This window comes from Acinetobacter sp. YH12156, from assembly GCF_013418235.1.
In the GTDB taxonomy this organism is placed as follows: domain Bacteria; phylum Pseudomonadota; class Gammaproteobacteria; order Pseudomonadales; family Moraxellaceae; genus Acinetobacter; species Acinetobacter pseudolwoffii.
The window spans coordinates 479,107-502,588 of record NZ_VPCL01000001.1; the positions used below are offsets into that span (position 1 = coordinate 479,107).

Annotated in this window: 15 protein-coding genes; 4 read left to right on the forward strand and 11 right to left on the reverse strand. The window is 44.8% G+C overall.

Annotation, left to right across the window (positions count from 1 at the left end):
* Positions 1-104: 104 nt before the first annotated feature.
* The 5 genes from FTU87_RS02425 to betI all read right to left on the reverse strand — a co-directional run bounded on the left by FTU87_RS02425 (position 105) and on the right by betI (position 7,349).
* On the reverse strand, positions 105-2,306 hold the full coding sequence (locus FTU87_RS02425) for an OsmC domain/YcaO domain-containing protein (protein ID WP_180096625.1): 2,202 nt from the start codon (positions 2,304-2,306) through the stop codon (positions 105-107).
* 364 nt (positions 2,307-2,670) lie between these two features.
* The gene (locus FTU87_RS02430) at positions 2,671-3,441 is read right to left on the reverse strand and encodes a hypothetical protein (protein ID WP_100354825.1); all 771 of its coding nucleotides are present in this window, start codon (positions 3,439-3,441) and stop codon (positions 2,671-2,673) included.
* Between the two features lie 147 nt (positions 3,442-3,588).
* Complete coding sequence (gene betA / locus FTU87_RS02435) at positions 3,589-5,256, reverse strand: choline dehydrogenase (protein ID WP_180096626.1); 1,668 nt, start codon at positions 5,254-5,256, stop codon at positions 3,589-3,591.
* Positions 5,257-5,271: 15 nt separating this feature from the next.
* The gene (gene betB, locus FTU87_RS02440; protein WP_180039920.1) at positions 5,272-6,747 is read right to left on the reverse strand and encodes a betaine-aldehyde dehydrogenase; all 1,476 of its coding nucleotides are present in this window, start codon (positions 6,745-6,747) and stop codon (positions 5,272-5,274) included.
* Positions 6,748-6,761: 14 nt separating this feature from the next.
* On the reverse strand, positions 6,762-7,349 hold the full coding sequence (gene betI, locus FTU87_RS02445; RefSeq protein ID WP_180096627.1) for a transcriptional regulator BetI: 588 nt from the start codon (positions 7,347-7,349) through the stop codon (positions 6,762-6,764).
* A 260-nt stretch (positions 7,350-7,609) separates the two neighbouring features.
* On the opposite strand from betI, the gene FTU87_RS02450 reads away from it, so the two are divergent.
* Both FTU87_RS02450 and FTU87_RS02455 read left to right on the forward strand, forming a co-directional pair.
* Entirely contained in the window at positions 7,610-9,646 is a 2,037-nt protein-coding gene (locus FTU87_RS02450) for a choline transporter (protein WP_005170883.1), read from the forward strand.
* Between the two features lie 30 nt (positions 9,647-9,676).
* Positions 9,677-10,285 carry a MarC family protein gene (locus FTU87_RS02455; protein WP_100328614.1) on the forward strand — a complete coding sequence of 203 codons (609 nt, stop codon included), beginning with the start codon at positions 9,677-9,679 and terminating at the stop codon, positions 10,283-10,285.
* Between the two features lie 75 nt (positions 10,286-10,360).
* Here FTU87_RS02455 and FTU87_RS02460 read toward each other — a convergent pair whose 3' ends face one another.
* From FTU87_RS02460 to nirB, 5 genes are all read right to left on the reverse strand, one after another.
* Positions 10,361-12,520, reverse strand: coding sequence for a TonB-dependent receptor domain-containing protein (locus FTU87_RS02460; protein ID WP_180096658.1), 2,160 nt, complete (start codon positions 12,518-12,520; stop codon positions 10,361-10,363).
* Positions 12,521-13,207: 687 nt separating this feature from the next.
* The gene (locus FTU87_RS02465) at positions 13,208-14,938 is read right to left on the reverse strand and encodes a bifunctional protein-serine/threonine kinase/phosphatase (RefSeq protein WP_180096628.1); all 1,731 of its coding nucleotides are present in this window, start codon (positions 14,936-14,938) and stop codon (positions 13,208-13,210) included.
* A 65-nt stretch (positions 14,939-15,003) separates the two neighbouring features.
* Positions 15,004-15,813 (reverse strand): formate/nitrite transporter family protein, encoded by an 810-nt coding sequence (locus tag FTU87_RS02470; protein ID WP_180096629.1) that lies wholly within the window; start codon positions 15,811-15,813, stop codon positions 15,004-15,006.
* 304 nt (positions 15,814-16,117) lie between these two features.
* Entirely contained in the window at positions 16,118-17,728 is a 1,611-nt protein-coding gene (gene nirD / locus FTU87_RS02475) for a nitrite reductase small subunit NirD (RefSeq protein WP_100535117.1), read from the reverse strand.
* A 24-nt stretch (positions 17,729-17,752) separates the two neighbouring features.
* Positions 17,753-20,299 carry a nitrite reductase large subunit NirB gene (nirB, locus tag FTU87_RS02480; RefSeq protein WP_218944820.1) on the reverse strand — a complete coding sequence of 849 codons (2,547 nt, stop codon included), beginning with the start codon at positions 20,297-20,299 and terminating at the stop codon, positions 17,753-17,755.
* 503 nt (positions 20,300-20,802) lie between these two features.
* Here nirB and FTU87_RS02485 point away from each other — a divergent pair.
* On the forward strand, positions 20,803-21,381 hold the full coding sequence (locus FTU87_RS02485; RefSeq protein ID WP_004280362.1) for an ANTAR domain-containing response regulator: 579 nt from the start codon (positions 20,803-20,805) through the stop codon (positions 21,379-21,381).
* A gap of 10 nt (positions 21,382-21,391) precedes the next feature.
* On the forward strand, positions 21,392-22,393 hold the full coding sequence (locus tag FTU87_RS02490; protein WP_180096630.1) for a CmpA/NrtA family ABC transporter substrate-binding protein: 1,002 nt from the start codon (positions 21,392-21,394) through the stop codon (positions 22,391-22,393).
* On the opposite strand, the gene FTU87_RS02495 is transcribed toward FTU87_RS02490, so the two are convergent.
* Positions 22,382-23,275 (reverse strand): LysR family transcriptional regulator, encoded by an 894-nt coding sequence (locus FTU87_RS02495; RefSeq protein WP_005096940.1) that lies wholly within the window; start codon positions 23,273-23,275, stop codon positions 22,382-22,384. The two genes, FTU87_RS02490 and FTU87_RS02495, sit on opposite strands and share 12 nt — an antisense overlap.
* Positions 23,276-23,482 lie beyond the last annotated feature (207 nt).

Sequence of the window (23,482 nt, forward strand, 5' to 3'; positions counted from 1 at the left end):
GATTGCATATAGGGTCAGAGATAAAAATGGCCTACTCGAAACCGAGTAAGCCATCTTTAAGATTTAAAACAAATGACGAAAAATTTTAGTCATTCATCTATGGATTATTGCTGAGCCACAAACTTGGCACGCGCAGCATGCAGTTTTTTATAGCTATCAATCAGGCGTAAATGACGATCCAGACCTTCAAGCTTCATACTGGTTTCGCTCAAACCATGGAAACGTACTGTGCCTTCAACTGAAGCCATAACCGCGTCCATACGTGCATCACCAAACATACGGCGGAAGTTATGTGCATAATCTTCCAGTTCCATCTCGTCATCAAGCAATACTTCAAGTACGACATTCATGCACTGGTAGAACAGGCCACGTTCAACGGTATTGGTATTGAACTGCAAGAACTGCTCAACCAGATCTTTGGCTTCTTCAAATTGTTGCAGCGCAAGATAAATTAACAATTTTAATTCTAAAATCGTTAATTGGCCCCATTCGGTATTTTCATCGAATTCAACCCCGATCAGGGTTTTGATTTCGGTATAATCATCCAGCTCACATTCTTCCAGACGCTCTACCAGCGCCTCAAGCTGTTCTTCATCCAGACGATGCAAGTTCAGGATATCTTCACGGAATGCCAAAGCCTTGTTGGTATTATCCCAGATCAGATCTTCGACCAGATAGATTTCAGAATAGCCTGGCACCAGGATACGACAAGCCGTTGCACCTAAATGTTGATAAACCGCCATATAGGCTTCATGACCGAGCTCTTCCAGAATGCCGAATAAAGCTGCAGCTTCATCTGCATTGGAGTTTTGACCATGGTTGGTGAAATCCCATTCCACAAATTCATGATCTGCTTTGGCACTAAAGAAACGCCAAGACACCACACCGCTCGAATCGATAAAGTGTTCGACATAGTTGTTCGGTTCAGTCACGGCATTTGAGCTAAAAGTTGGCTTCGGCAGGTCATTCAGACCTTCGAAGCTACGACCTTGCAGCAATTCAGTCAGACTGCGTTCAAGTGCCACTTCAAAATTTGGATGCGCGCCAAAAGATGCAAACACACCGCCAGTACGCGGGTTCATCAAGGTCACACACATTACTGGGAATTGACCGCCTAATGAGGCATCTTTGACCAGCACCGGGAAGCCCTGTTCCTCTAAACCTTTAATACCTTCAACGATTTTTGGATATTTCGCCAGCACCTGTTCAGGTACATCTGGTAAAGCCAGTTCACCTTCAATAATTTCACGCTTGACTGCACGTTCAAAGATTTCAGACAGACATTGCACCTGAGCTTCAGGCAAGGTATTCCCTGCACTCATCCCGTTACTCAAGTATAGATTTTCAATCAGATTCGATGGGAAATAAACCGTTTCACCATCGGAGTGACGTACAAATGGCAGTGAACAGATACCACGTTCAGTATTGCCCGAGTTGGTGTCATAAAGATGCGTACCCAATAACTCATCTTCAGGATCATAAATTTCAAGCGTATATTCGTCTAAGACTTCCTGCGGAAGTTCGCCATTTGGACCCGGCTTAAACCATTTTTCATCCGGATAATGTACAAATTCTGCATTGGCAATGTCTTCACCCCAGAACTGGTCATTATAGAAAAAGTTACAGTTCAAGCGCTCGATGAACTCGCCCAGTGCAGATGCCAGCGCACTTTCCTTGGTTGACCCTTTACCATTGGTAAAGCACATTGGCGACTGTGCATCACGAATATGCAATGACCATACATTTGGTACGATGTTGCGCCATGATGCGATTTCAATCTTCATGCCCAGACCGGCCAGAATGGCAGACATATTGGCAATGGTTTCTTCCAAAGGCAGATCTTTGCCCGGAATAAAAGTGCTGTTTTCAGAGGCCAGACTTGGCATTAACAAGGCTTGCGCATCGGCATCAATGCTTTCGACTTCTTCAATCACAAACTCAGGGCCAGTCTGGATCACTTTCTTGACGGTACAGCGATCAATCGAGCGCAAAATGCCTTGACGGTCTTTTTCTGAAATATCAGCCGGCAGCTCAACCTGAATTTTAAAAATCTGTTTATAACGGTTTTCAGGATCGACAATATTGTTTTGTGACAGGCGAATATTTTCGGTCGGAATATCACGTGCTGCACAATATACTTTGACAAAGTAAGCTGCACAAAGCGCCGATGAGGCCAGAAAATAATCGAATGGGCCGGGAGCGGAACCATCGCCTTTGTAGCGAATCGGTTGATCGGCAATTACCGTGAAGTCATCAAATTTGGCTTCTTGGCGGAGATTGTCGAGATAATTGACCTTGATTTCCATGTGGACACCTAAATGTTCTTATGTGCCGCATGGACAGATAAGATGCTGAATCTGAATGTACAAGCCGAATCACGCAGGAGAACTTGACTTAAAAATAAATCAGGGTAATAACGTAGTCATGAGACTACGGCGAACCCTTTAAGAATGGGCGCTATTATAGAGTCATTTGATGAAATTGATAACGTTTGTGAGTTTTTCCGCGATATTTTCTATAAAGCTAAGAAATAGGAACAACATGAATCAACACATTTAAAATTTGTGACGATCCATGTGTTGCTTTTAATATCGAATGAGCGCTTCTGATGTAGCTTTAAAATATGTATAGACAGATTAACAATAATTTCATCTTCTAAGCTTTAAGGCCTTAAAAATCATAGCTTAAACCGAATAAAGCCAGATTTCGCTGCTTGTCACCGTAGCGGTCATAGCCCCCCAGCAGATATTCGCCTGACACACTTAATTGAGGCAAGATTGCATAACTCAGTCCGGCAGACGCATAACGGAAGGCATGCTGTTTTTGGGTATCGCCCAGTTCTCCACCTTCATATTTGCCTTCATCATTAAAATAGCTACCTGCAGCAGTCAGACTGGCATTCACACGATCATTCAATTGATGGTTCAGATTCAGCGTATAAAAGGTATCGCCCTGATTGGCATAGGCCACATCATAAAGATAGGTCGATACGCTCGCGCCAATACTGGTTTTTTCATTCAGCGTACGGCTGACATTTAAACCCAACTCATTACCGGTGGTGTTTTCACCCCCTGGATAATAGTAGGTGGCATTCCAGAAATCCCAATCATAATGTTCCGAGCTGTGCGTATAACCGACCAGAAAATCATGCTCGAATTTATCGGTGCTATGCCCTCTGCGTCCTTGTACCTCAGCATAGGAATAACCCAATGTGGAACCCCAATAGCCCACATAAAAGTTGCCATAGGCCAAATTCAACCCTGCTTGTAGTGCAATATTATCGTCTTCCGGTGCATTGCTTAAACCGCGTGATACATATTTAGACACCACGCTCAGGTTGCCACTTGCTTGTATTTGATTGTTTTGAACGTCATTTGCAAAACTACAAATACTGGAAAATGTGACACAGCCGAAGAGCAAGGTTTGATTTAAGATTCTCATAAAATATAAAATTCTTTTTAGGTAAATAAAAGGGCTGAACACATGATGCAGCCCTACTTAAAGATTGATTAATATCAAAATATACAGCTTATTTTAACGCATAATTAATATAAGTTTATGCCTATTTCCACCTGTAAAATAGAAATTTCAAGCTTGGCTTGAGACTCGAGCTGCCTGATAAAACGGCGCAGTCGATGCAGCTAAAGCCGGATTTCCCCGAATATGATCTGCCAGTTTTTCGGCCATCATGATGGTGGTGGCATTCAAATTTCCGGTAATAATTAAGGGCATGATGGAAGCGTCAATGACTCTGAGACCCTGCATTTCATGTACCCGGCCATAACCGTCCACAACTGCCATATCATCCTCGCCCATTTTACAGCTAGAAGATGGGTGATAGGCGGTTTCAGCATGATTACGCACAAACTCGTCAATCTGGGCATCTGTCTGTACAGTTTGACCCGGACTGATTTCTTCACCCCGATAAGGATCAAGTGCCGGCTGGTGCATAATTTCCCGGGTAATCCGGATGGCATCCCGGAATTCGCGCCAATCCTGCTCGGTACTCATATAGTTAAATAAAATACTTGGATGCTCAAACGGATCTTTGGATTTGAGTTGTATACGCCCGCGGGAGGGTGAACGCATCGAACCGACATGCGCCTGAAAACCATGCTCATGAATGGCATTGGTTCCATTATAGTTAATTGCAATCGGCAGGAAATGATACTGGATATTGGGCCAGTCGAACTCGTCGGAGGAGCGGATAAAGCCACCTGCTTCAAACTGATTACTGGCACCAATACCTGTGCCTAGAAATAACCATTCAGCACCAATCATCGGCTGGTTATACCACTTTAAGGCGGGATAGAGACTGACCGGTTTTTTACACTGGTATTGCAGGTACATTTCCAGATGATCCTGCAAGTTTTCGCCCACACCCGGCAAGTCCTGAACGACCGGAATGTCCAGACTTTTTAATAATGCGGCAGGACCCACACCTGAACGCTGCAAAATTTGCGGGGAAGCAATCGTCCCGGCACACAGCAGAACTTCTTTATCGGCAAAGACCTGAATGGGTTGTAAGGCATTTTGCCCTTCAAAATATTCCACGCCAATCGCCTGCTTCTGGCTAAACAGAATTCTATTGGTCATGGCATGGGTAATAATGGTGAGATTATCGCGCCCTTTGGCCATATCCAGATAACCGCGCGCGGTACTGGAACGACGACCTTTTGGCGTCACGGTACGATCCATCGGGCCAAAGCCTTCCTGCTGATAGCCATTTAAATCATCTGTTCGTGGATAACCGGCCTGTACACCAGCTTCGATCATGGCATGAAACAGCTCATTATTATCATTTTTTGGTGTTGCGACTGAAACTGGCCCGGCATCGCCATGATAGTCATTGCCGCCAATATCGCGTGTTTCCGCCTTTTTATAATAGGGCAGACATTCTGCATAGCTCCAGTGTTCCAGACCTTTCAAGCTGGCCCACTGTTCCAGATCCATGGCATTGCCGCGGATATAACACATGCCATTAATCAGCGATGAGCCACCAAGGCCTTTACCACGTCCGCATTCCATGCGGCGATTATTCATATGTGGTTCAGGATCGGTCAGATAGGCCCAGTTATAACGGCGTCCCTGTAAAGGATAAGCCAAGGCTGCCGGCATCTGGGTTCTAAAATCCAGACGATAATCCGGCCCGCCCGCCTCTAATAGCAAGACTTTGGTATCCGGATCCTCAGTCAATCGAGCAGCCAGCACATTTCCGGCCGAGCCTGCCCCGATAATAATATAATCGTAATTCATCAAGCGGAGACCTCCTTATGCGCTAAACACGGACTGGAATGGGCTCAATTCCACCTGAACCGATTTGGTCTGGGTATATTGCTGCAAGGTCATAATTCCGTTTTCACGCCCTACGCCCGAGTGTTTATAACCACCGACCGGCATTTCCGCTGGAGATTCGCCCCAGGTATTAATCCAGCAAATTCCGGCTTCAATCTGGTGAATGATACGATGCGCGCGGGCAAGATCAGGAGTCACCACACCTGCAGCCAGCCCATATTCGGTCGCATTGGCACGGCGAATGACTTCTTCTTCAGTGTCATAGCTTAAAATACTCATGACTGGCCCAAAAATTTCATGCTGAACCATAGTCATGTCGTCCCGGCAGTCACTAAATACTGTCGGCAAAACATAGGCACCCTGGGCTAAATCGGCTTGTGTGGCACGACCACCGCCACACAGTAAACGTGCACCTTCGGTTTTGCCCTGCTCAATGAATTTCAATACTTTTTCCATATGCGCAAAGCTGGAAACTGGCCCAAAATTGGTTTCCGGATCAAGCGGATCGCCTATACGGATATGAGGAATACGCTGCAAGATTTTTTCTTCAAAAGCCGCTTTTAAGGTATAGGGAATGAATACCCGGGTGCCGTTGGTACAGACCTGACCTGAGCTGTAAAAATTGGCCATCATGGCAATGTCAGCGGCAAGATCAAGATCGGCATCTTCACAGATAATCAGGGGAGATTTCCCACCGAGTTCCATGGTGACTTCTTTCAGGCTGGAATCTGCGGCTTGCGCCATGACTTTTTTACCCGTGGCAACACCACCGGTAAACGAGACTTTAGCAATATCCCGATGTGCAGTTAAATAAGCGCCAATCTCGCCACTGCCAGTCACGACATTAAATACCCCGTGCGGCACACCGGCTTCGGTATAGATTTCAGCCAGTTTCAGTGCGGTCAAAGGCGTGGTTTCACTGGCCTTAAAAATCATGGCATTGCCTGCCGCCAGTGCTGGTGCAGATTTCCATAATGCAATCTGGATTGGATAATTCCAGGCCCCGATGCCGGCCACAACACCCAAAGGCTCACGACGGGTATAAATAAATGAAGTCTCTCGCAGTGGAATCTGCTGTCCTTCGAGGGCTGGCAAGATGCCGGCATAATATTCGAGGACATCTGCACCAGTCGCAATATCTACCGTAGAGGTTTCACTCCAGGCTTTACCGCTGTCGAGACTTTCAATACGCGCCAGTTCATCACTACGTTCGCGTAAAATAGCGACTGCTTTATTTAAAATCCGGGAGCGCTCGATCGCCGTCATTGCAGCCCAGACCTTCTGCCCTTTTTGTGCAGATTCGACGGCACGATCAATGTCTTCTTTGCTGCAGATCTGGATTTCCGCCAGGATCTCACCAGTTGCAGGGTTGATGCTTTCAAAGCTGCGATGCGATGTTGCATCGACATATTGGCCGTGAATATAAGGACGCTGTAAATGATAGGTAGTCACTGTAATTCCCTCGCCTATTTGTGTGATTTCAATTGCTGCTGGATAAACTGGCTACACAGTTCGATCGGCATTTCTGGATCAATCTCGCCACTGATCAGTGCGCCGCGTAACCAGAATCCGTCGATCAGTGCAGCTAGCCCTTGTGCCGCTTTTTCTGCTTCTGATTTGGACAGCACTTTCATAAATTCGTGCTTGAGATTGGAATGTAAGCGGTAATGGTTAACCTGTTGCAACCGATGCAAGTCCGGTTGATGCAAGCTGCTCGCCCAAAATGCCAGCCAGACTTTCATAGCGGCCTTATTGGTTTGAGGTGCAGCAAAATTACCCCGTACAATGGCAAGCAAACGTTGCTCAGATGTGGCATTCACCTGGGTCTGCATCTCTGCCACGGTTTTACCTAACTGCTGCAATAAATAACGCATTGTTGCTTCAATGAGGCCATTTTTCCCGCCAAAATAATGGCTTATGATGCCGGTCGAAACACCGGCACGTTGTGCAATCTGGCTGATTGAGGTTTCTGCAAAACCTAGTTCATTTACAGCAGCTAGGGTCGCGTCAATAAGCTGTTGACGGCGGATCGGTTGCATACCAACTTTTGGCATAAGACTAACCTGAATAACGAATCTATAAATCGGACTCATGCTGCAATAGCAGAATGAGGTAACATTAAAAAACGTTTTTTTAATTGAACGATCAATTAATAAAAATTATAGTGCCTAGCAACCTCAGATGTACAGCGCAGTTTGTTTTGGATTTGCAAATGTTTGTAATTGATTCGACTTTGACTCTTTAAGTGTCGAACCCTGTGTCAAATCGAACTGCGCTGTAAATCACATGACAATAAAACTACGGTCACAGATTTATGCAAAAGAAAACTGAACAAGTGCAGGATAGTCTGAATAAAGTGGTGTTTTATGTTTCAGCAACACTTATTCTGCTTTTTTCTCTCGTCACGATTTTATTCAATCAACAGGCCAATCTGGTCATCACCAATATTCTGAACTGGGTCAGTCGTACATTTAGCTGGTATTACCTGCTGGCTGCCACTTTGTATCTGGTGTTTATTATTTTTATTGCCTGTTCACGTTATGGGGAAATTAAATTAGGGCCTAAACATTCCAAGCCTGAATTTAGTTTATTAAGCTGGTCAGCCATGTTGTTTTCTGCCGGAATCGGGATTGACCTGATGTTCTTCTCGGTGGCGGAACCTCTCTCGCATTATATGAATCCACCCGTCGGTGAAGGCCAGACTTTCGAGGCGGCTCGCCAGTCCATGGTCTGGACCCTGTTCCACTATGGTTTAACTGGCTGGAGCATGTATGCACTGATAGGTGTGGCCCTGGGCTATTTCAGTTATCGTTATAACCTGCCACTGACCATCCGTTCAGCACTCTATCCGATTTTTGGTAAAAAGATTCATGGTCCGATTGGGCATACGGTCGATACTGCGGCAGTACTCGGCACGATTTTCGGTATTGCGACCACCTGCGGTATTGGTGTGGTCCAGCTCAATTACGGCCTGCATGTGCTGTTTGATTTACCGGAAAACCTGTGGGTACAGACCGGATTAATCGCCGTCGCGGTGATTATTACCATTATTTCTGTTGCATCCGGTGTCAATAAAGGCATCCGCGTCCTTTCAGAAATTAATATTTATGTCTCGATTGGCCTGTTACTGTTTATTTTAATGATGGGCAATACCGAATTCTTGCTGGCCGCCCTGATTCAGAACTTTGGTGACTATATCAGTCAGTTTCCAAAGCTGTCCTTAACCAGTTTTCCATTTGAGCAACCTAAAGAATGGATGAATAGCTGGACTTTGTTCTTCTGGGCCTGGTGGATTGCCTGGTCTCCTTTTGTCGGGCTGTTTCTGGCGCGTATTTCACGTGGACGAACCATCCGTGAGTTTGTCGCCGGCACCTTGATTATTCCCCTATTATTTACCCTGACCTGGTTATCTATTTTTGGTAATAGTGCACTCCATAGCGTCATGTTTGATGGCAATACTCAACTGGCGACCACAGTCCTGGAAAATCCGGCACATGGTTTCTATGACTTGCTGGCGCAATATCCTGGCTTTAGCTTTATCGCAGGGATCGCGACCATTACCGGTTTGTTGTTCTATGTCACTTCTGCGGATTCTGGCGCTTTGGTACTGGGGAATTTCACCACTAAATTTACCAATATTGAGCATGATTCACCGCGCTGGCTGAGTATTTTCTGGGCCATTGCGATTGGCTTGCTGACTTTGGCGATGCTGATGGCCAACGGTGTTACAGCCTTGCAAAACACCACCATTATTATGGGACTGCCTTTTAGCTTTGTGATTTTCTTTGTCATGGCGGGCCTGTATAAATCCCTGCGTCTGGAAGATTTCCGTCAGGCCAGTACCAGTATGAATGCGGCACCTGTGGTCGGAAACGTGGACATCTTTAACTGGAAAAAACGGCTGAGTCGGGTGATGTTACATCCAAGCCTGTCCCAGACCCGAAGCATGCTAAATGAGGTGTGCAAACCGGCTATCGAGGCTGTTGCAGCCGAACTCATCACTAAAGGTGTGCATGTTGATGTACAGGAAAAACCGGTAGAGGATGAACCGGAACTCTATCATCTGGATTTGATTATTCAGCTCGATGAAGAAGAAAATTTTGTTTATGAAATCTGGCCGGTGCGTTATGACACCCCAAACTTCAGTTCGCGCGGGAAACGTGCCAAACGTTATTACTATCGTCTGGAAAGCTATCTGTTTGAAGGTTCGCAAGGCAATGATCTGGTCGGTTATAGCAAGGAACAGGTCATTAACGACATTCTGGATAAATATGAACGTCATATGATGTATCTGCATATTAACCGTATCAGTCCGGGTACACGCCCGCTGTTTCCAGACCGTGAAAATTAATACCGTCCAAGGCCCTAGAAGGAATCGATAATGTCAGAAAGCTTACATGCCTTTGCCCTGTTCTTCTCTTTACTCAATCCATTTTTGATGAGTATTTATATGCTCGGAATTATCCGTAATTCCGAGGCCAAAGTCTTTAATATGGCATTGATTCAGGGCAGCCTGATCAGTTTTATCGTCTTTATCATTTTTGCCAAGACTGGTGAAGCCTTCTTTCAGGAAGTGCTGCATGTACGCTTTGAATCTTTCCAGATTTTTGGCGGTATCATTTTTCTGGTGATTGGTTATCGCTATGTCTTTGAAGGCGCCGATACCATTGGCGTGATGCGTGGGGCGCCTCATCATCTGGCAGGCACCATTGCCATGCCATTTATGATTGGCCCGGGCACCATTTCAGCGGCGGTGATTACCGGAATTCAGCTCAGTTTATGGCAAACCATGCTGGTGATTTTTCTTACCCTGTTTTTGACCTGCAGCCTGCTGATTCTAATGAAATATCTGCATGATCATTTACAGCATAAATACTCCAACTACATAGATTTATATGTGGATATTGTTGGCCGTGTTGCTGCGCTGCTGATCGGTACCATTGCGATAGACATGATCGTCACGGGCGTCAATGGAATTATCCAAAGTTAATGGTTGAATTAATCATATATAAAAAAGAGCGGACTAATCTCCGCTCTTTTCTTTACGCTTGTAACAGTTTCAAGTTTAAAACTTGAAAGATACGCCAGCATAAGTCGAGAATCCTTCGCCTGGTGAAGATCGCGCCACATCCTTTCCTTGATCATTTAGACCGGGAATCACCACAGCAGCATATTTTTCATCGGTGATATTTTTGAAGTTGATCCAGGTTTTCCAGGACTGGTGTTCAGGTGCATAACCCAGATCAATGCCCCAGATCTGGTAATCATCACTAAAGCGGCTATTGGCATAATCATGCGGCATTTTGGACGCATATTCGGTATTCAAACCAATATAGAAACCATTATGCATGGCATAACTGAGCTGTGCCTGATACAAATGTTTTGGAATTCCCGGCAACTGATTTTCGCCAAAAAGTGGATCATTTTTGTATTGGAAATCACTCAGTGTATAAGCTTGTTGCAAGCGTAACTCACCGTGTTTAAATTCATGCAATGGTGTATCAAAACCGAGTTCGACACCTTGATGAATGGTTGGCGTGGCATTTGCTTCTACACTGATTCTTTCATTTTTGCTTGAACCCTCTCCATAATCCTTAATCATTTCAGACGTTAAAAGTTCATTTTTAACTTTAGAATAATAATAGCTGAGCGCCCAATCGCCAAAGCCTGATTGGCCACGTCCACCCAATTCCAATGTATTTGCAGTCTGGGTTTTTAATTGAATCGGAGCACGTACCCGACCTGAAGCAATTCCTTCATCAAAATAATAGGGAGATGACCATGCCATCGCCCAAGGATGAGCCGGTTCAATGCTGCGGCTTAAATTGGCAAACCACTGCACAGACTCATTCGGTTGATAAGTCATCCCGAGACGTGGGGCAAAATCCCACTCATACTGATTGATCTTAGAACTGGCAACTGGATAAGTCACTTCACTTTCACGATGGGCATAGACTGCTGCAAGCCCCAGATCTAGGGAGAGCTGGTCATTGAGCGCCGTCTGCTGATCAAATTGCAATACATTGTCTGAACCACGATAGGTATAACGGCGTGTGACCGTATCTGCCGGATATGTTTGATTACCAATTTCTGTATTAAATCTTAAAGTTTCCGTTACACCACTGTTTGGACGATGGGTGGTACTGCGTAAGGCAATACGCCCCTGATGTTCCAGACCTAACAATTGATAGGGCTTTTCATACTGAATACGTGCAGTAATATCTTCATAATCGACATTGGTACGATAGCGACTTTCACGTAAGTCTAACGGATAATGATGATATGCCAGACTAGCAGTCAATTTTGCATCATCCTGCAAATTCCAGGTGGTGGTGTTGGCGAGCCAGGTACTGCCCGGCTGGATACGTTTGGCATCAATTCCTACAAAATTAGGATCAGCTACTTCAGGATTGTTTTTTAATTGTTCCTGGGTAATACGCCCCGGTGTCAGATGTTTGCTTTCGCGGTAACGGGCATAAAAACGGGTTTCAATGTTCGGGCTAATCTGGTAGCCGAGATTAAAAGCCAGGCCTTTGCCATCACCTTTGGCATGATCCTGAATTCCGTCAAACTGGTTACCTGTTAGCGCCAGATAATAATCCAGCTGATCCAGTTTACGGCCGGTACTGAACTGATATTTTTGATAACCATGACTGCCTGCCTCATACTTCAGTTCAGAACCATTCTGCTCGGCACCAGTCTTGCTTTTATAGTTAATCGCTCCGCCTAGCGCCAGCGCCCCCTGTTTAAAACCGTTTGCACCGCGATAGACGCCAACATGATCAATCCACCAAGGCTCTAGTAATTCATAAGCGGTGCCGCCCGGCCCGGTAAATGGAATGTCATCAATCAGCACAAAGGTACCAGAGGCATGCGCACCTGATGTCCGGTTAATACCCGAGCCACGGATAGACACTTTGGCGCCTTCATTGCCCGGGGATTGAGCATAGATACCGGGTTGCAGACGAAATACATCGGCATTATTTGCAATATGTTGATGTTCAAGCTGCTGGGCTGGAATAAAATTGGTTCCACCTGAGGTTTGCGCAAGCTCGGTCTGGTATTGCTGCTGCGGATCTGTCTGTTCAGCACTGACCACGATGGTGTTGAGTTGTTGCACAGGATGCTGGCTGCGAGATGTTTCAGCATAGACAGCACTGGAAAGAACTGAAAGGATCATCAAGCTTAGCGGTTTTTTGTTCAGCGGAATTGTTCTCGTGCTCATATCGGGTTTATACAATCCTGTATACATGATCCTAATCCTAGAGGGATTCTGGTTTTAAAAATTATGCTGTAGCATAAATGAACAATGCCGAATCAAGGCATTATTTTCTGCCAAAAAACTGACTGATCAGCGTATATTTTTTGATGTAATTTTGGTATTTTTTGATTATACAACTTGCAAGATAGCCACCACATCCTCACAAGTTCCAAGAACTTAATAATTAAGTATTTGATATTAAATAATATGCTATTTAATTCTGCACACATGTATTTCCAGTTGGCATAATGTAATACTGCGTTAAATTCATAGTGGACTAAACCAGTTACTTCATATTCAAAGCTCACTGAAATTGAGTAGCATATCGATTTGAATTAGCTCATAGCATCGTCTTGGATCGAGCCCACAGTCGTTTATATATTTTGAGAAAATTACTGAGCACTGGGTCTTGGATCTGGGCTAAAGGATAAATTTTGGATCAGACTCAACCTGACTCATATTCAAAAATTATTCACTCATTGAGCAGAAAAAGGGTGAAAACCGCGTGAACATAAAGTGATGCAAACAGCAACTGTTTCATTAAAACCTGCACATAGAATAAGCAGATATTTGGACTGAATAATATGCCAAACATTCCCGAACTTGTTGCTAACAATCCAAAAAATATAATTCAAATCCTGTTAAAGAGCTTTATTTCATAAAATATAAGGAAAAGACCAAGAGCAATAAGATAAACAGAATCGCGGTGCAGCATTTCCAGAATGTCAGGGGATGACGCTCAATCACAGGACGTGAAACAGATTTTTTTAATTCAAGATCAGGCTGTTTCAAGTCATACATAAATGCTGAAAGTGCCTCATAACGTTGCTCTGGACGAATTGACAGTGCTTTTTTAAAAATCGCATCCAAACCCTTGGGCAAATCCGGACGATATTCAGACAGTGAATGATAGCGTACCTTTTTTAATTTTTTTTCGGTCTTGCAGCGCGCCAGCTCTGTCCCATAAGGCAATTGCCGGGTCAATAAATAATAGCTCATCACTGCCAGTGAAAACTGATCTGATTTTACCGAGGGTGAGCGCCCTATAAAATACTCTGGTGCCATAAATGCCAACGTTCCCAAAGGCACATCTGCATGTTTAGGATTCAGTTCGACCAGCCCTCTAACTGCCGTCGATCCATAATCAATCAGTTTTACTTTCAAAGCATCAATCGGTTCAAGCAGCATGACATTTTCTGGCCGTACATCCTGATGCAGCATTTCAAGTCGATGCATGGCATTCAGTGCTTTGGCCACCTGTTCAATAATCGGAATCAGTTGTTTTAAACTTAAAGCAGTTTTTTGACGATGTAGCCATCGGTTTAAGCTTTCCCCTTGCAAGTATTCATAACTTTGAAATAAAAACTTTTTACTGCCTGTATGCGGATAGTAGTGCATCAGGTTTTCATGTTTTAAACGCTTGGATACCCAGTCTTCCAGCTGGAATTGTTCCACTGCTTTCAGGTCATCCTGCAAATCGACAGACAAGGTTTTAATGACCAGCTGAGCTTGTGTGGCTGCATCCTGCGCCAAATAAAGGCTACTGCGATGATTTTGGTGCAGGATTTTATGAATGCGATAACCTTCAAACAAATCACCATGACTGAGTTGCTGTGGAAATAAAATATTTTCCTGAATCTGAAAGCTTTTCTCTTGAGCTAATGCATCAATTCGGATGATTTGAATGGTGAGATTGTCATCGCTGCCGCGCTTTAAGGCCAGTTCGACGATAGATTGGGCAATAGTATCCAGATTTTGTTTTTGCTGCAGCATATCCGAGATCTGCTGTATATCGATAAATTCATAGACACCATCGGTCATCAAGAGAAACAAATCATCTTCACATAATTCAAGTTGTTGATAATCGACTTCAATCCGATGATCTACACCTAAAGCACGACTTAAATAATGCTCGGTTGAAGATAAACGAACCCGATGATCAATGGTCAGCTGTTCAATGCTTTGGGCTTGAATGCGATAAACACGGCCATCACCTGCATGAAAAATATGTGCCCTGTTTTGTTTCAAAATCAGTGCACTCAAGGTGCAGACATAACCATGATCTTTATCAAAGCGTCCCTGACTCTGTTGGGTTTGCGCATACAGCCAGGAGTTGGTCGCACGAATCACCCGAGCAGCTGAAGTTTGGGTACTCCATGCATCCGAAGTTGAATAATAATCGGATAAAAAACTACTGACCGCCGTTTCTGCCGCAATATGGCTGACATTGCTGCTGCTAATCCCGTCTGCAATGGCACAGGCAATACCTTTGCTGCTCAGCGCATGGCCTTCAGGAATATAAATGCCATGAAAATCCTGATTTTGTGCTTTGATTCCGGCGGAAGAATATTGTCCGATACTGATTTTTAATTTTTTATTCATTGTAGACACTCGAAAAGGGATCGAATCGATCCCTTCAATTTCAAGACATAAATATCATGCTCAAATTAAAATTCTTTTTTGTCGCCAGTGCGTACATGCGTGGTGTATAGCGCTAGACCTGTCAAAGCTAAACCACCCACCAGATTGCCCAGTGCTACCGGTAGTTCATTCCACAAAAAATAGTCGCTAATCGAGAAGTCACCGCCCATCATCATGGCAAATGGGAACAGGAACATATTTACGACGGAATGCTCAAAGCCCATGGCAAAGAACAGCATGATCGGCATCCACATTGCGATGAATTTTCCGCTGACTGTGGTCGACATCATGGCACCAATGACACCGAGTGAGACCATCCAGTTACATAGCATGCCGCGAATAAAGATCGTCATCCAGCCAGCAAAGCCATATTCAGCATAGCCCAAAGTCCGGTCTTCACCAATATGGGCAATTTTCACTCCGACTGCATTCGGCTCAGCAGCGAAACCCATGGTATAGACCGCGGCCATCAACACTGCGACAGTTAAACATCCGGCAAAGTTACCTAAAAAAACCAGCCCCCAGTTTTTTAAAATACGCGCCCATGTTACTCCCGGACGTTTGTCTAACCAGGCCAAAGGCGTCAAGACAAACACCCCGGTCAGCAGGTCATAACCCAGTAGATACAACATGCAAAAACCGACTGGAAATAACAGCGCACCGATCAGAGGCACCCCTGTTTGTACGGCAATCGTCACCGCAAATACTGCTGCCAGTGCCAGAATCGCGCCGGCCATAAACGCACGAATTAAAACATCCCGTGTTGCCATATGCAGTTTTGCTTCACCAGCATCGACTACTTTTTTTGCAAATTCTGCAGGAGCAAGATAAGCCATATTTATATCCCCTTTATATAAAACTTTTTAACTGTTATGAAATAAAAAGATGCCTAAGGTCTATTTCAACCTTAGGCATCTTTGCCTTGTTTCATTCAAACAGATCAATCGTGTCATGGCGCCGTTGCCATATTTATCTAATAGAAAAGCAAATAGCATGCCATATTTTTAAATGTAATTGGCTTTGTTGCACCAACCTACAATTGAAGGCTTATCCAGCAATATAATTTCTGAATGAGCAAGCCTAAAATTTAATCCTCCCCAACCCTCCTTTGCTAAAGAAGGGCTGGAGAGCTTTATCCGATTAGCCTACTTTCCTTAATGCAAAATCCCGACCAAAAAGCAGCTTGCTGCGGATATTACTAATTGGTGTCTGATCTGCAATCAGTTCGGCATACCATGCCCCATCTTCAGTATCGCCAAACAACACCGCACCGATGACTTTGTCCTGTTGAATGATGATCCGTTTATAAATCTGACGCTTCTCATCATTCAGCACGATATCTTCAAAATCATTAGTCGGTTCAAAATTACCTGCCGAGAATACGTCACATCCGCTGACCTTAAGCTGGGTCGGAACAGTCGGTGCCTTAAAGGTCAGTCGGCCATGTTCAGCCAGATGAGTCGCACAGATAAAGGCCTGTCCCCATAATGGCTCAACCAATCCAAAGGTCTGACCACGATGCTCAATACATTCACCCACTGCATAAATACTCGGATCATAGGTCTGCATGGTGTCATTCACCAGCACGCCGCGGTTACAGCGCAGGCCAGACTGTTCGGCCAGACTTTTATTTGGTCGAATCCCGACGGCGAATACCACCAAATCAGCATCCAGCATTGTCCCGTCTTTTAAGCGCAGTTGAGTCACGTGACCATCACTACCGAGTAGTTCTTCGGTATTGGCTTCGGTGATAATCCTAATACCTTTTTCTTCAATTGATTTCTTCAGCATTTGACTGGCTTTCATGTCCAGCTGACGATCCATAATACGGTCTATCAGATGTAGCACCGTTACATTCATCCCTCGCTGTTTTAAGCCATATGCGGCTTCCAGTCCTAACAGACCACCGCCAATGACGACGGCATTTTGCTTGGTTTTGCAGTAATCCAGCATGCGGTTAACATCCTGAATATCCCGGAAGCTCATCACGCCTTCAAGTTCAGCACCTGGAATTGGCGGTATAAAGGGTTTGGAACCAGTGGCGAGGATCAGACGATCATAAGCAACCATTTCGCCTTTTCCGGTATGCACCTGTTTGCGTGAGCGGTCGATAGAGAGTGCTGCATCTCCGCCAATAAAACGGATACCTTTTTCAGTATACCAGTCGACTGAATGCAACATAATTTCGGCAAAACTTTTCTCACCAGATAATACCGGTGACAACATGATGCGGTTGTAATTGCCCCATGGCTCTTCCCCAATCACGGTAATGTCATAACGATCTGGCGCCATATCCAGCAAGTCTTCCAGACAGCGCATACCCGCCAGCCCATTCCCGACCAATACCAGTTTTAAACGCTCTGTGTTTTGACCATTACTGGAAATATAGGTCTTTTGTGCAGTTGGGCTGATAAAGACTGTGCCATTTTCAATTCGGGTTGGAAATACCAGTAATTTCTGATCTTGCTCTTCCAGACAACGGCCGGTCACCAGACTGAAATGCTGCTTGTAAATTGGGGATGCGACTACACGCTCACCTTGCAGATCGCCCAGAATGCCACGTGCCATGACATTGGCCAGACTAAACGGATCCTGATTGCTGAGCGCATACACCCGCTGTTCCTGACCCACGCGAAAAATTGCAATCTGTTGATCTTCAATCAAAGCTGCAACACCAGTATTCGGGGTGATCTCATCCAGATGACAGACTTCGTACCAGTTCAGTTCGTTCATGTCTTTTAAAATTGTCATTTTCATTCTCCCTGACTGTGGTGTTTAGGCTTCAACCACTGGAATACGGTTGAGATCACGTTCAGCGTCAGTCTTTGGCCGGATCTGACCACGTACAGGTGCAAACTGAATATGTGGGTCATTCTGCTCGGCTGCTTTGGCGTTGATAAAGGTTTTAAAGCGTTTGCGTACTTCTGGATCTTCAATCGCGGTGCACCATTCATCCTGATAAGTGCCAATCACATGCTGCATACGGCTTTCCAGTTCAGCCGCAATGCCAAGCGAATCGTGCACAATGACATCTTTCAGATAATCCAGCCCACCTTCCATATTGTCACGCCATACACTGGTGCGCTGTAGACGATCCGCCGTCTGGATATAGAACATAAAGAAGCGGTCGATATATTTGATGAGTGTGGAAGTATCCAGATCTGAAGCCAGCAGTTCTGCATGGTGCGGCTTCATACCGCCATTGCCGCAGACATATAAATTCCAGCCTTTTTCCGTGGCAATCACCCCCACATCCTTGCTTTGTGCTTCGGCACATTCACGGGTACAGCCGGATACGGCCATTTTGGTTTTATGCGGTGAACGCAGGCCCTTGTAACGGTTTTCCAGAAAAATCGCCAAGCCGACAGAATCATCGACGCCAAAACGGCACCAGGTACTGCCCACACAAGATTTCACGGTACGTAAGGATTTGCCGTAGGCATGTCCGGACTCGAAACCGGCATTGATCAGTTTTCCCCAGATTTCTGGTAATTGATGTACCTGCGCACCAAACATGTCAATCCGTTGTCCACCCGTGATTTTCGTATATAAGCCATAATCTTTGGCAATCTGACCGATGCTAATCAGGCCATCCGGGGTGATCTCGCCGCCTGCCACACGTGGCACAATCGAATAGGAACCATCTTTCTGGATATTGCCCAGATAATAGTCATTGCTGTCCTGCAAACCGGCATGACTTGGTTTCAGAACAAAATCATTCCAGCAGGATGCCAGAATATTGGCCACAGTCGGTTTGCAGATATCACAGCCCATCCCATGACCATGTTGCTGAATCAGGTCAGAGAAAGTCTTGATTTCATGCACGCGTACCAGGTGATACAGTTCCTGACGCGAATAGGCAAAATGTTCGCACAGGTGATTGTTCACCGTGACACCCTGACGCTGTAATTCGGATTTGAGAACCTGCGTCACCAGTGGCGCACAGCCACCGCACGCCGTTGCAGCCTGCGTGCATTTTTTCAGTGCACCCAATGAAGTTGCACCGCCATCAATGGCTGAACAGATATCAGCTTTGGAAACGTTATTACAGGAACAGATGGTCGCACTGTCAGGCAATAAATCGATGCCACTGCCACCTGATTTGGAAGTTGCCTGATCAAAACCCGGCATGATCAGGCTTTCCGGTTGCTCCGGTACCGCCAGACCATTCAGCATCATTTGTAAAAGATCGCTATATTCTTTGGCACAGCCCACCAGCACCGCGCCCAGCAGCTTGATCTTATCTGCTGACACCACGATTTTTTTATAAACCTGCGCGGCTTCATCAGCATAGAAATAACTCAAGGCACCAGGTGACATGGCATGTGCGTCACCAATAGAAGCAACATCCACTCCCATCAGTTTGAGCTTGGTGCTCATGTCGGCACCAGCGAATGTATGGCTCTCTTGGTCCAGTACATGTTTTGCCGCGATACGCGCCATGTCATAGCCCGGTGCAACCAGACCATAAATTTTATTGTCCCAAAGTGCACATTCACCAATGGCATAAATGTCCGGATGTGAGGTCTGGCAATAATCATTAATGATGATGCCGCCACGCTCACCAATCAGTAAACCACTTTGGCGCGCCAGTTCATCACGCGGACGAATGCCGGCCGAGAACAGGATGATATCGGTTTCAAGCACCGAACCATCTCCGAACTTCATTACATGCTGAGTGCTGTCACCATCTTCAATACTTGACGTGGCCTTTTGAGTATGTACCTTGACACCAAGGTCTTCAATTTTAGAGCGCAGTACCCGGCCGCCCAGATCATCAATCTGCACCGCCATCAGACGCGGAGCAAATTCTACGACATGGGTGTCTAGATTCAGATCTCGTAATGCCTTCGCTGCTTCCAGTCCGAGCAAGCCGCCACCAATCACCACACCGGTTTTTGCATTCAGGCTGGCGGCACGAATCGCGTCCAGATCTTCAATGGTACGATAAACAAAGCAATTCTGACGGTCATTGCCCGGGATTGGCGGTACAAAGGCATAAGAGCCGGTGGCAAGAATCAACTTGTCAAAACTCAGCACATCACCGTGATTAGTCGTTACCGTTTTATTCAGCTGATCAATTTCAACTGCTTTGGTATTAAGACGCAAATCAATGCCATAGGCATCGGCAAAATCACTACGGCATAGGCTCAGATCCTTGACCGACTTGCCGCTGAAATATTCAGTCAAATGTACCCGGTCATAAGCTAAATGTGGCTCTTCTGCCAAAATGGTCAGCTCAATGTCATCACCGGCCTGTTCCAGTACAGATTCGATGAATTTATGCCCCACCATGCCATGCCCAATCATGAGAATTTTCATATCTGCACTCCAACTATTGTTTTTTTAAAGATGATAAAAAGCCGCATATCACGTCTAGGCATTGATATGTCTGCTGATTGAATATGTTGTAAATACCGCAACCCAGCGCTTTGTAATGCTGGAGGAAGGGTTGAAACGCTTGTGCGTTTTGTATTGCTGAACAACTGACCATGTCATTTATCCTGTGCTGAACGAAATACCAATCACACTCCTTGAAAGTGCAATTACGATCAGAACGGACATCGTTGGCCGTTGTTAGTATTGAAAGTCATCTTTGACGATTTAATAAATGCAGAAATCGTGCCAACTTTTCCAACAAGAAAACGCCTTATTCCAGGCAGATGATCTACCTAAATGCTTCATTTTGATCAGCTATCAGCTGAAATCCCTAAAGCTATGCACCAAATTGAACAGAAAAATAGAATTTTATGCACCAATTTAATGGCATGTTTTTTGCTTTACTCCTGCTTGAATATTCCTTAGGCCTTACTTGAAAATATTCCATGTCCAAATTACGAATTGCTCTTATTGATGATGATCTGGAGCGCGCCCAATTCATCCAGGAATCCTTACTTTCACATGATTTTCAGGTGGTGGCCTGTTTAATCCTGAATGACCTGAATATGGTACATGTTAAGGGTATTCATGCAGATGTGATCCTGCTGAATATGGATCATCCGCATCGGGATATTATTGAAAGCTGTGTCAGCCAATATGAACTTCCCACCGTGTTGTTTACCCAAAACTCCAATAAAGACACCATCAAAAGTGCCATTGATGCCGGAATCACGGCTTATATCGTCGATGGTATTGATCCCACCAAACTAGAAAGCATTCTGGAAATTTCGATTGAACAGTTCCGTAAGCATAAAAAGCTGCTAAATGATTTAAAAGAAACCCAAGACAAGCTCATTGACCGTAAAGATATCGATAAAGCTAAAGCCCTGCTCATCCAGCTACATGCCTTAACAGAAGAACAGGCTTTTGCTTTATTACGTAAAAATGCCATGAGTCACCGGATCACCATTGGTGAAATGGCCAGACGCTTACTGGATGCACAGAAGCTGTTATTGGGCCAATAAGGAAAAGCATATGTCCACATTAGAAAAAACTGAACTCAATATTGGTTATATTCCTTTGCTTGATTGTGTGGCCATTCTCTGGGCCGAAAAACAGGGCTACTTTGCCGAACAGGGATTAAAAATCAATTTAATCCGTGAAGCCTCCTGGTCAAGTTTGCGTGACCGTCTGGCCTACGGTTTTCTGGATACTGCACATTGCTTGTCTGCCATGCTGCCTGCTGCTGCCCTGGGCACAGACCAGTTACAGGTGGCTTTGCAAACCCCTTTGGTGCTGAGTATCAATCAGGCTTATATCAGCCTGCGTCAAGATCTATGTTATGAATTGGGAATTGATGCAGAAGATGATGAAAAAAGCAGTTCTCAGAAATTGGTGCGGGCCTTGCAACATCATCAGAAAGTGAATCTTGCCTATGTCTATAAGCATTCAATTCATCATTACTGTATAAAAGAATGGTTGGCCCTGACAGATTTCAATATTGCCCACAAGATTCAGCTCATGACCTCACCACCAGCTTCGATGGTAAAAGGAATCTCGGAACAGGTCTTTGATGGCTTTTGTGTGGGAGAACCCTGGAATATTCAGGCCAAGCTTGAAGGCTATAGTTTAATTGTCGCTGCAAGCCAGAATGTCATTCCTAAAGTTGCCGACAAGGTTCTGGCCATGACTCAGGAATGGGCAGAATTACATCCATGCACGGTGAAGGCTTTAGTCAATGCTGTCCAGAAAGCCCAAACGGATTTAAAACAGCGTGCTGATCTGTCCCAAGTTTGGGACATGCTGGTTGATTATCAGATTATCCAGTTTGAATGCTCTGCACAGCGTCATGTCTGTGACTATCATAAAATTCAAAACATCATCCGCAATCTTGTTGGTGCAAGTGCGAAACCGCAGCTTGCCGATTTTATCTGGTTAATCGAGCAGATTGAAAAATGGGATGGTGTCGAAATCTCTGAGATAGAGAAAAAGCAGATTGCAGCACAATGCATGTATGCTGAAATGCTATTTGCTTAAGATTTCATGCAACATATTGCGTAGCCATTGATGACTGGTTTTATGATGACAGGACATATGCCAATACTGCTTTACAGAATAGGTCGGGAAAGCAATCGGTGCCCCAAAAATCTTGAGATTGCCACGTGATAACAGGACTTCACTCAAATAATAAGGCACGGTCGCAATCGCATCGGTTTCCTGTACCACCAGTCCCACGCCTAAATAGCTGGGCAGACGCATTAGAATGTCGCGCTTGAGTTCCAGATTCAGCAATTCATTTTCAATATGGTAATGCCCCATCCCGGCATCAATATCGATATGGGTTTCACGTAAATACTCTTCGGTCGTGATGCTGTCACCCGTTAGTCGCGGATGGTCTTTCGCTGCGATCACCACATAATACTGTTCAAACAGTTTCTGCTGATAAAAGCCATTCTCCAGATTTGGCAAGAAGCCCAAAGCCAGATCAATCTCGCCATTGGCCATCTGATAACTGGTTTCCGAGGTAATCGGACGCACATTCAGGCGGATATGTGATGCATGCTGCTTGAGATACTGTGAAATTTTTGGCAATAACACCAGATGCGATACATCGGTCATCGCCAGTGTAAAACGTTGCTGTGAAGTGACCTGATCAAAATTGATGGTGAAATTATTAATCGCTTCAACTTTACTGAGTGCTTCACTGACCAAGGGAAACAACTGCTTAGATAAATCTGTCGGCAGCATTTCATTGCCAATACGTAAAAATAAAGGATCACCATAATGCTGGCGAATTTTATTCAGCAGATTGCTCACCGCTGGCTGGCTCATGTCTAAATGATCAGCTGCCTGAGATACGTTTTTAAATTTATAGACATAATAAAAAATACTGAGCAATTTACAGTCAAGTTCAAACACAGAAACACATTTCCTTTAACTTTCTAATAATTTTGACGAAGATATCATCGACATCATTTTATCAATTGCCAATGTTCAAATATAACACTTTGCAACGATTTCTAGGATCAGTCAATTTCCATGTGGTGTTAAAAATTACTTTTCTCTGATGTGGAGCCTCGTTACAAGTAGTTCTGTTGTAAATATGCACTTCTGTTTTTCCTTGGT

Excerpts from the sequence above, each read along its gene's own strand:
- FTU87_RS02425 (WP_180096625.1), bottom strand. The coding sequence starts at position 2,306 with ATGGAAATCAAGGTCAATTATCTCGACAATCTCCGCCAAGAAGCCAAA.
- FTU87_RS02430 (WP_100354825.1), bottom strand. The coding sequence starts at position 3,441 with ATGAGAATCTTAAATCAAACCTTGCTCTTCGGCTGTGTCACATTTTCC.
- betA (WP_180096626.1), bottom strand. The coding sequence starts at position 5,256 with ATGAATTACGATTATATTATTATCGGGGCAGGCTCGGCCGGAAATGTG.
- betI (WP_180096627.1), bottom strand. The coding sequence starts at position 7,349 with ATGCCAAAAGTTGGTATGCAACCGATCCGCCGTCAACAGCTTATTGAC.
- FTU87_RS02450 (WP_005170883.1), top strand. The coding sequence starts at position 7,610 with ATGCAAAAGAAAACTGAACAAGTGCAGGATAGTCTGAATAAAGTGGTG.
- FTU87_RS02455 (WP_100328614.1), top strand. The coding sequence starts at position 9,677 with ATGTCAGAAAGCTTACATGCCTTTGCCCTGTTCTTCTCTTTACTCAAT.
- FTU87_RS02460 (WP_180096658.1), bottom strand. The coding sequence starts at position 12,520 with ATGAGCACGAGAACAATTCCGCTGAACAAAAAACCGCTAAGCTTGATG.
- FTU87_RS02465 (WP_180096628.1), bottom strand. The coding sequence starts at position 14,938 with ATGAATAAAAAATTAAAAATCAGTATCGGACAATATTCTTCCGCCGGA.
- FTU87_RS02470 (WP_180096629.1), bottom strand. The coding sequence starts at position 15,813 with ATGGCTTATCTTGCTCCTGCAGAATTTGCAAAAAAAGTAGTCGATGCT.
- nirD (WP_100535117.1), bottom strand. The coding sequence starts at position 17,728 with ATGACAATTTTAAAAGACATGAACGAACTGAACTGGTACGAAGTCTGT.
- nirB (WP_218944820.1), bottom strand. The coding sequence starts at position 20,299 with ATGAAAATTCTCATGATTGGGCATGGCATGGTGGGGCATAAATTCATC.
- FTU87_RS02485 (WP_004280362.1), top strand. The coding sequence starts at position 20,803 with ATGTCCAAATTACGAATTGCTCTTATTGATGATGATCTGGAGCGCGCC.
- FTU87_RS02490 (WP_180096630.1), top strand. The coding sequence starts at position 21,392 with ATGTCCACATTAGAAAAAACTGAACTCAATATTGGTTATATTCCTTTG.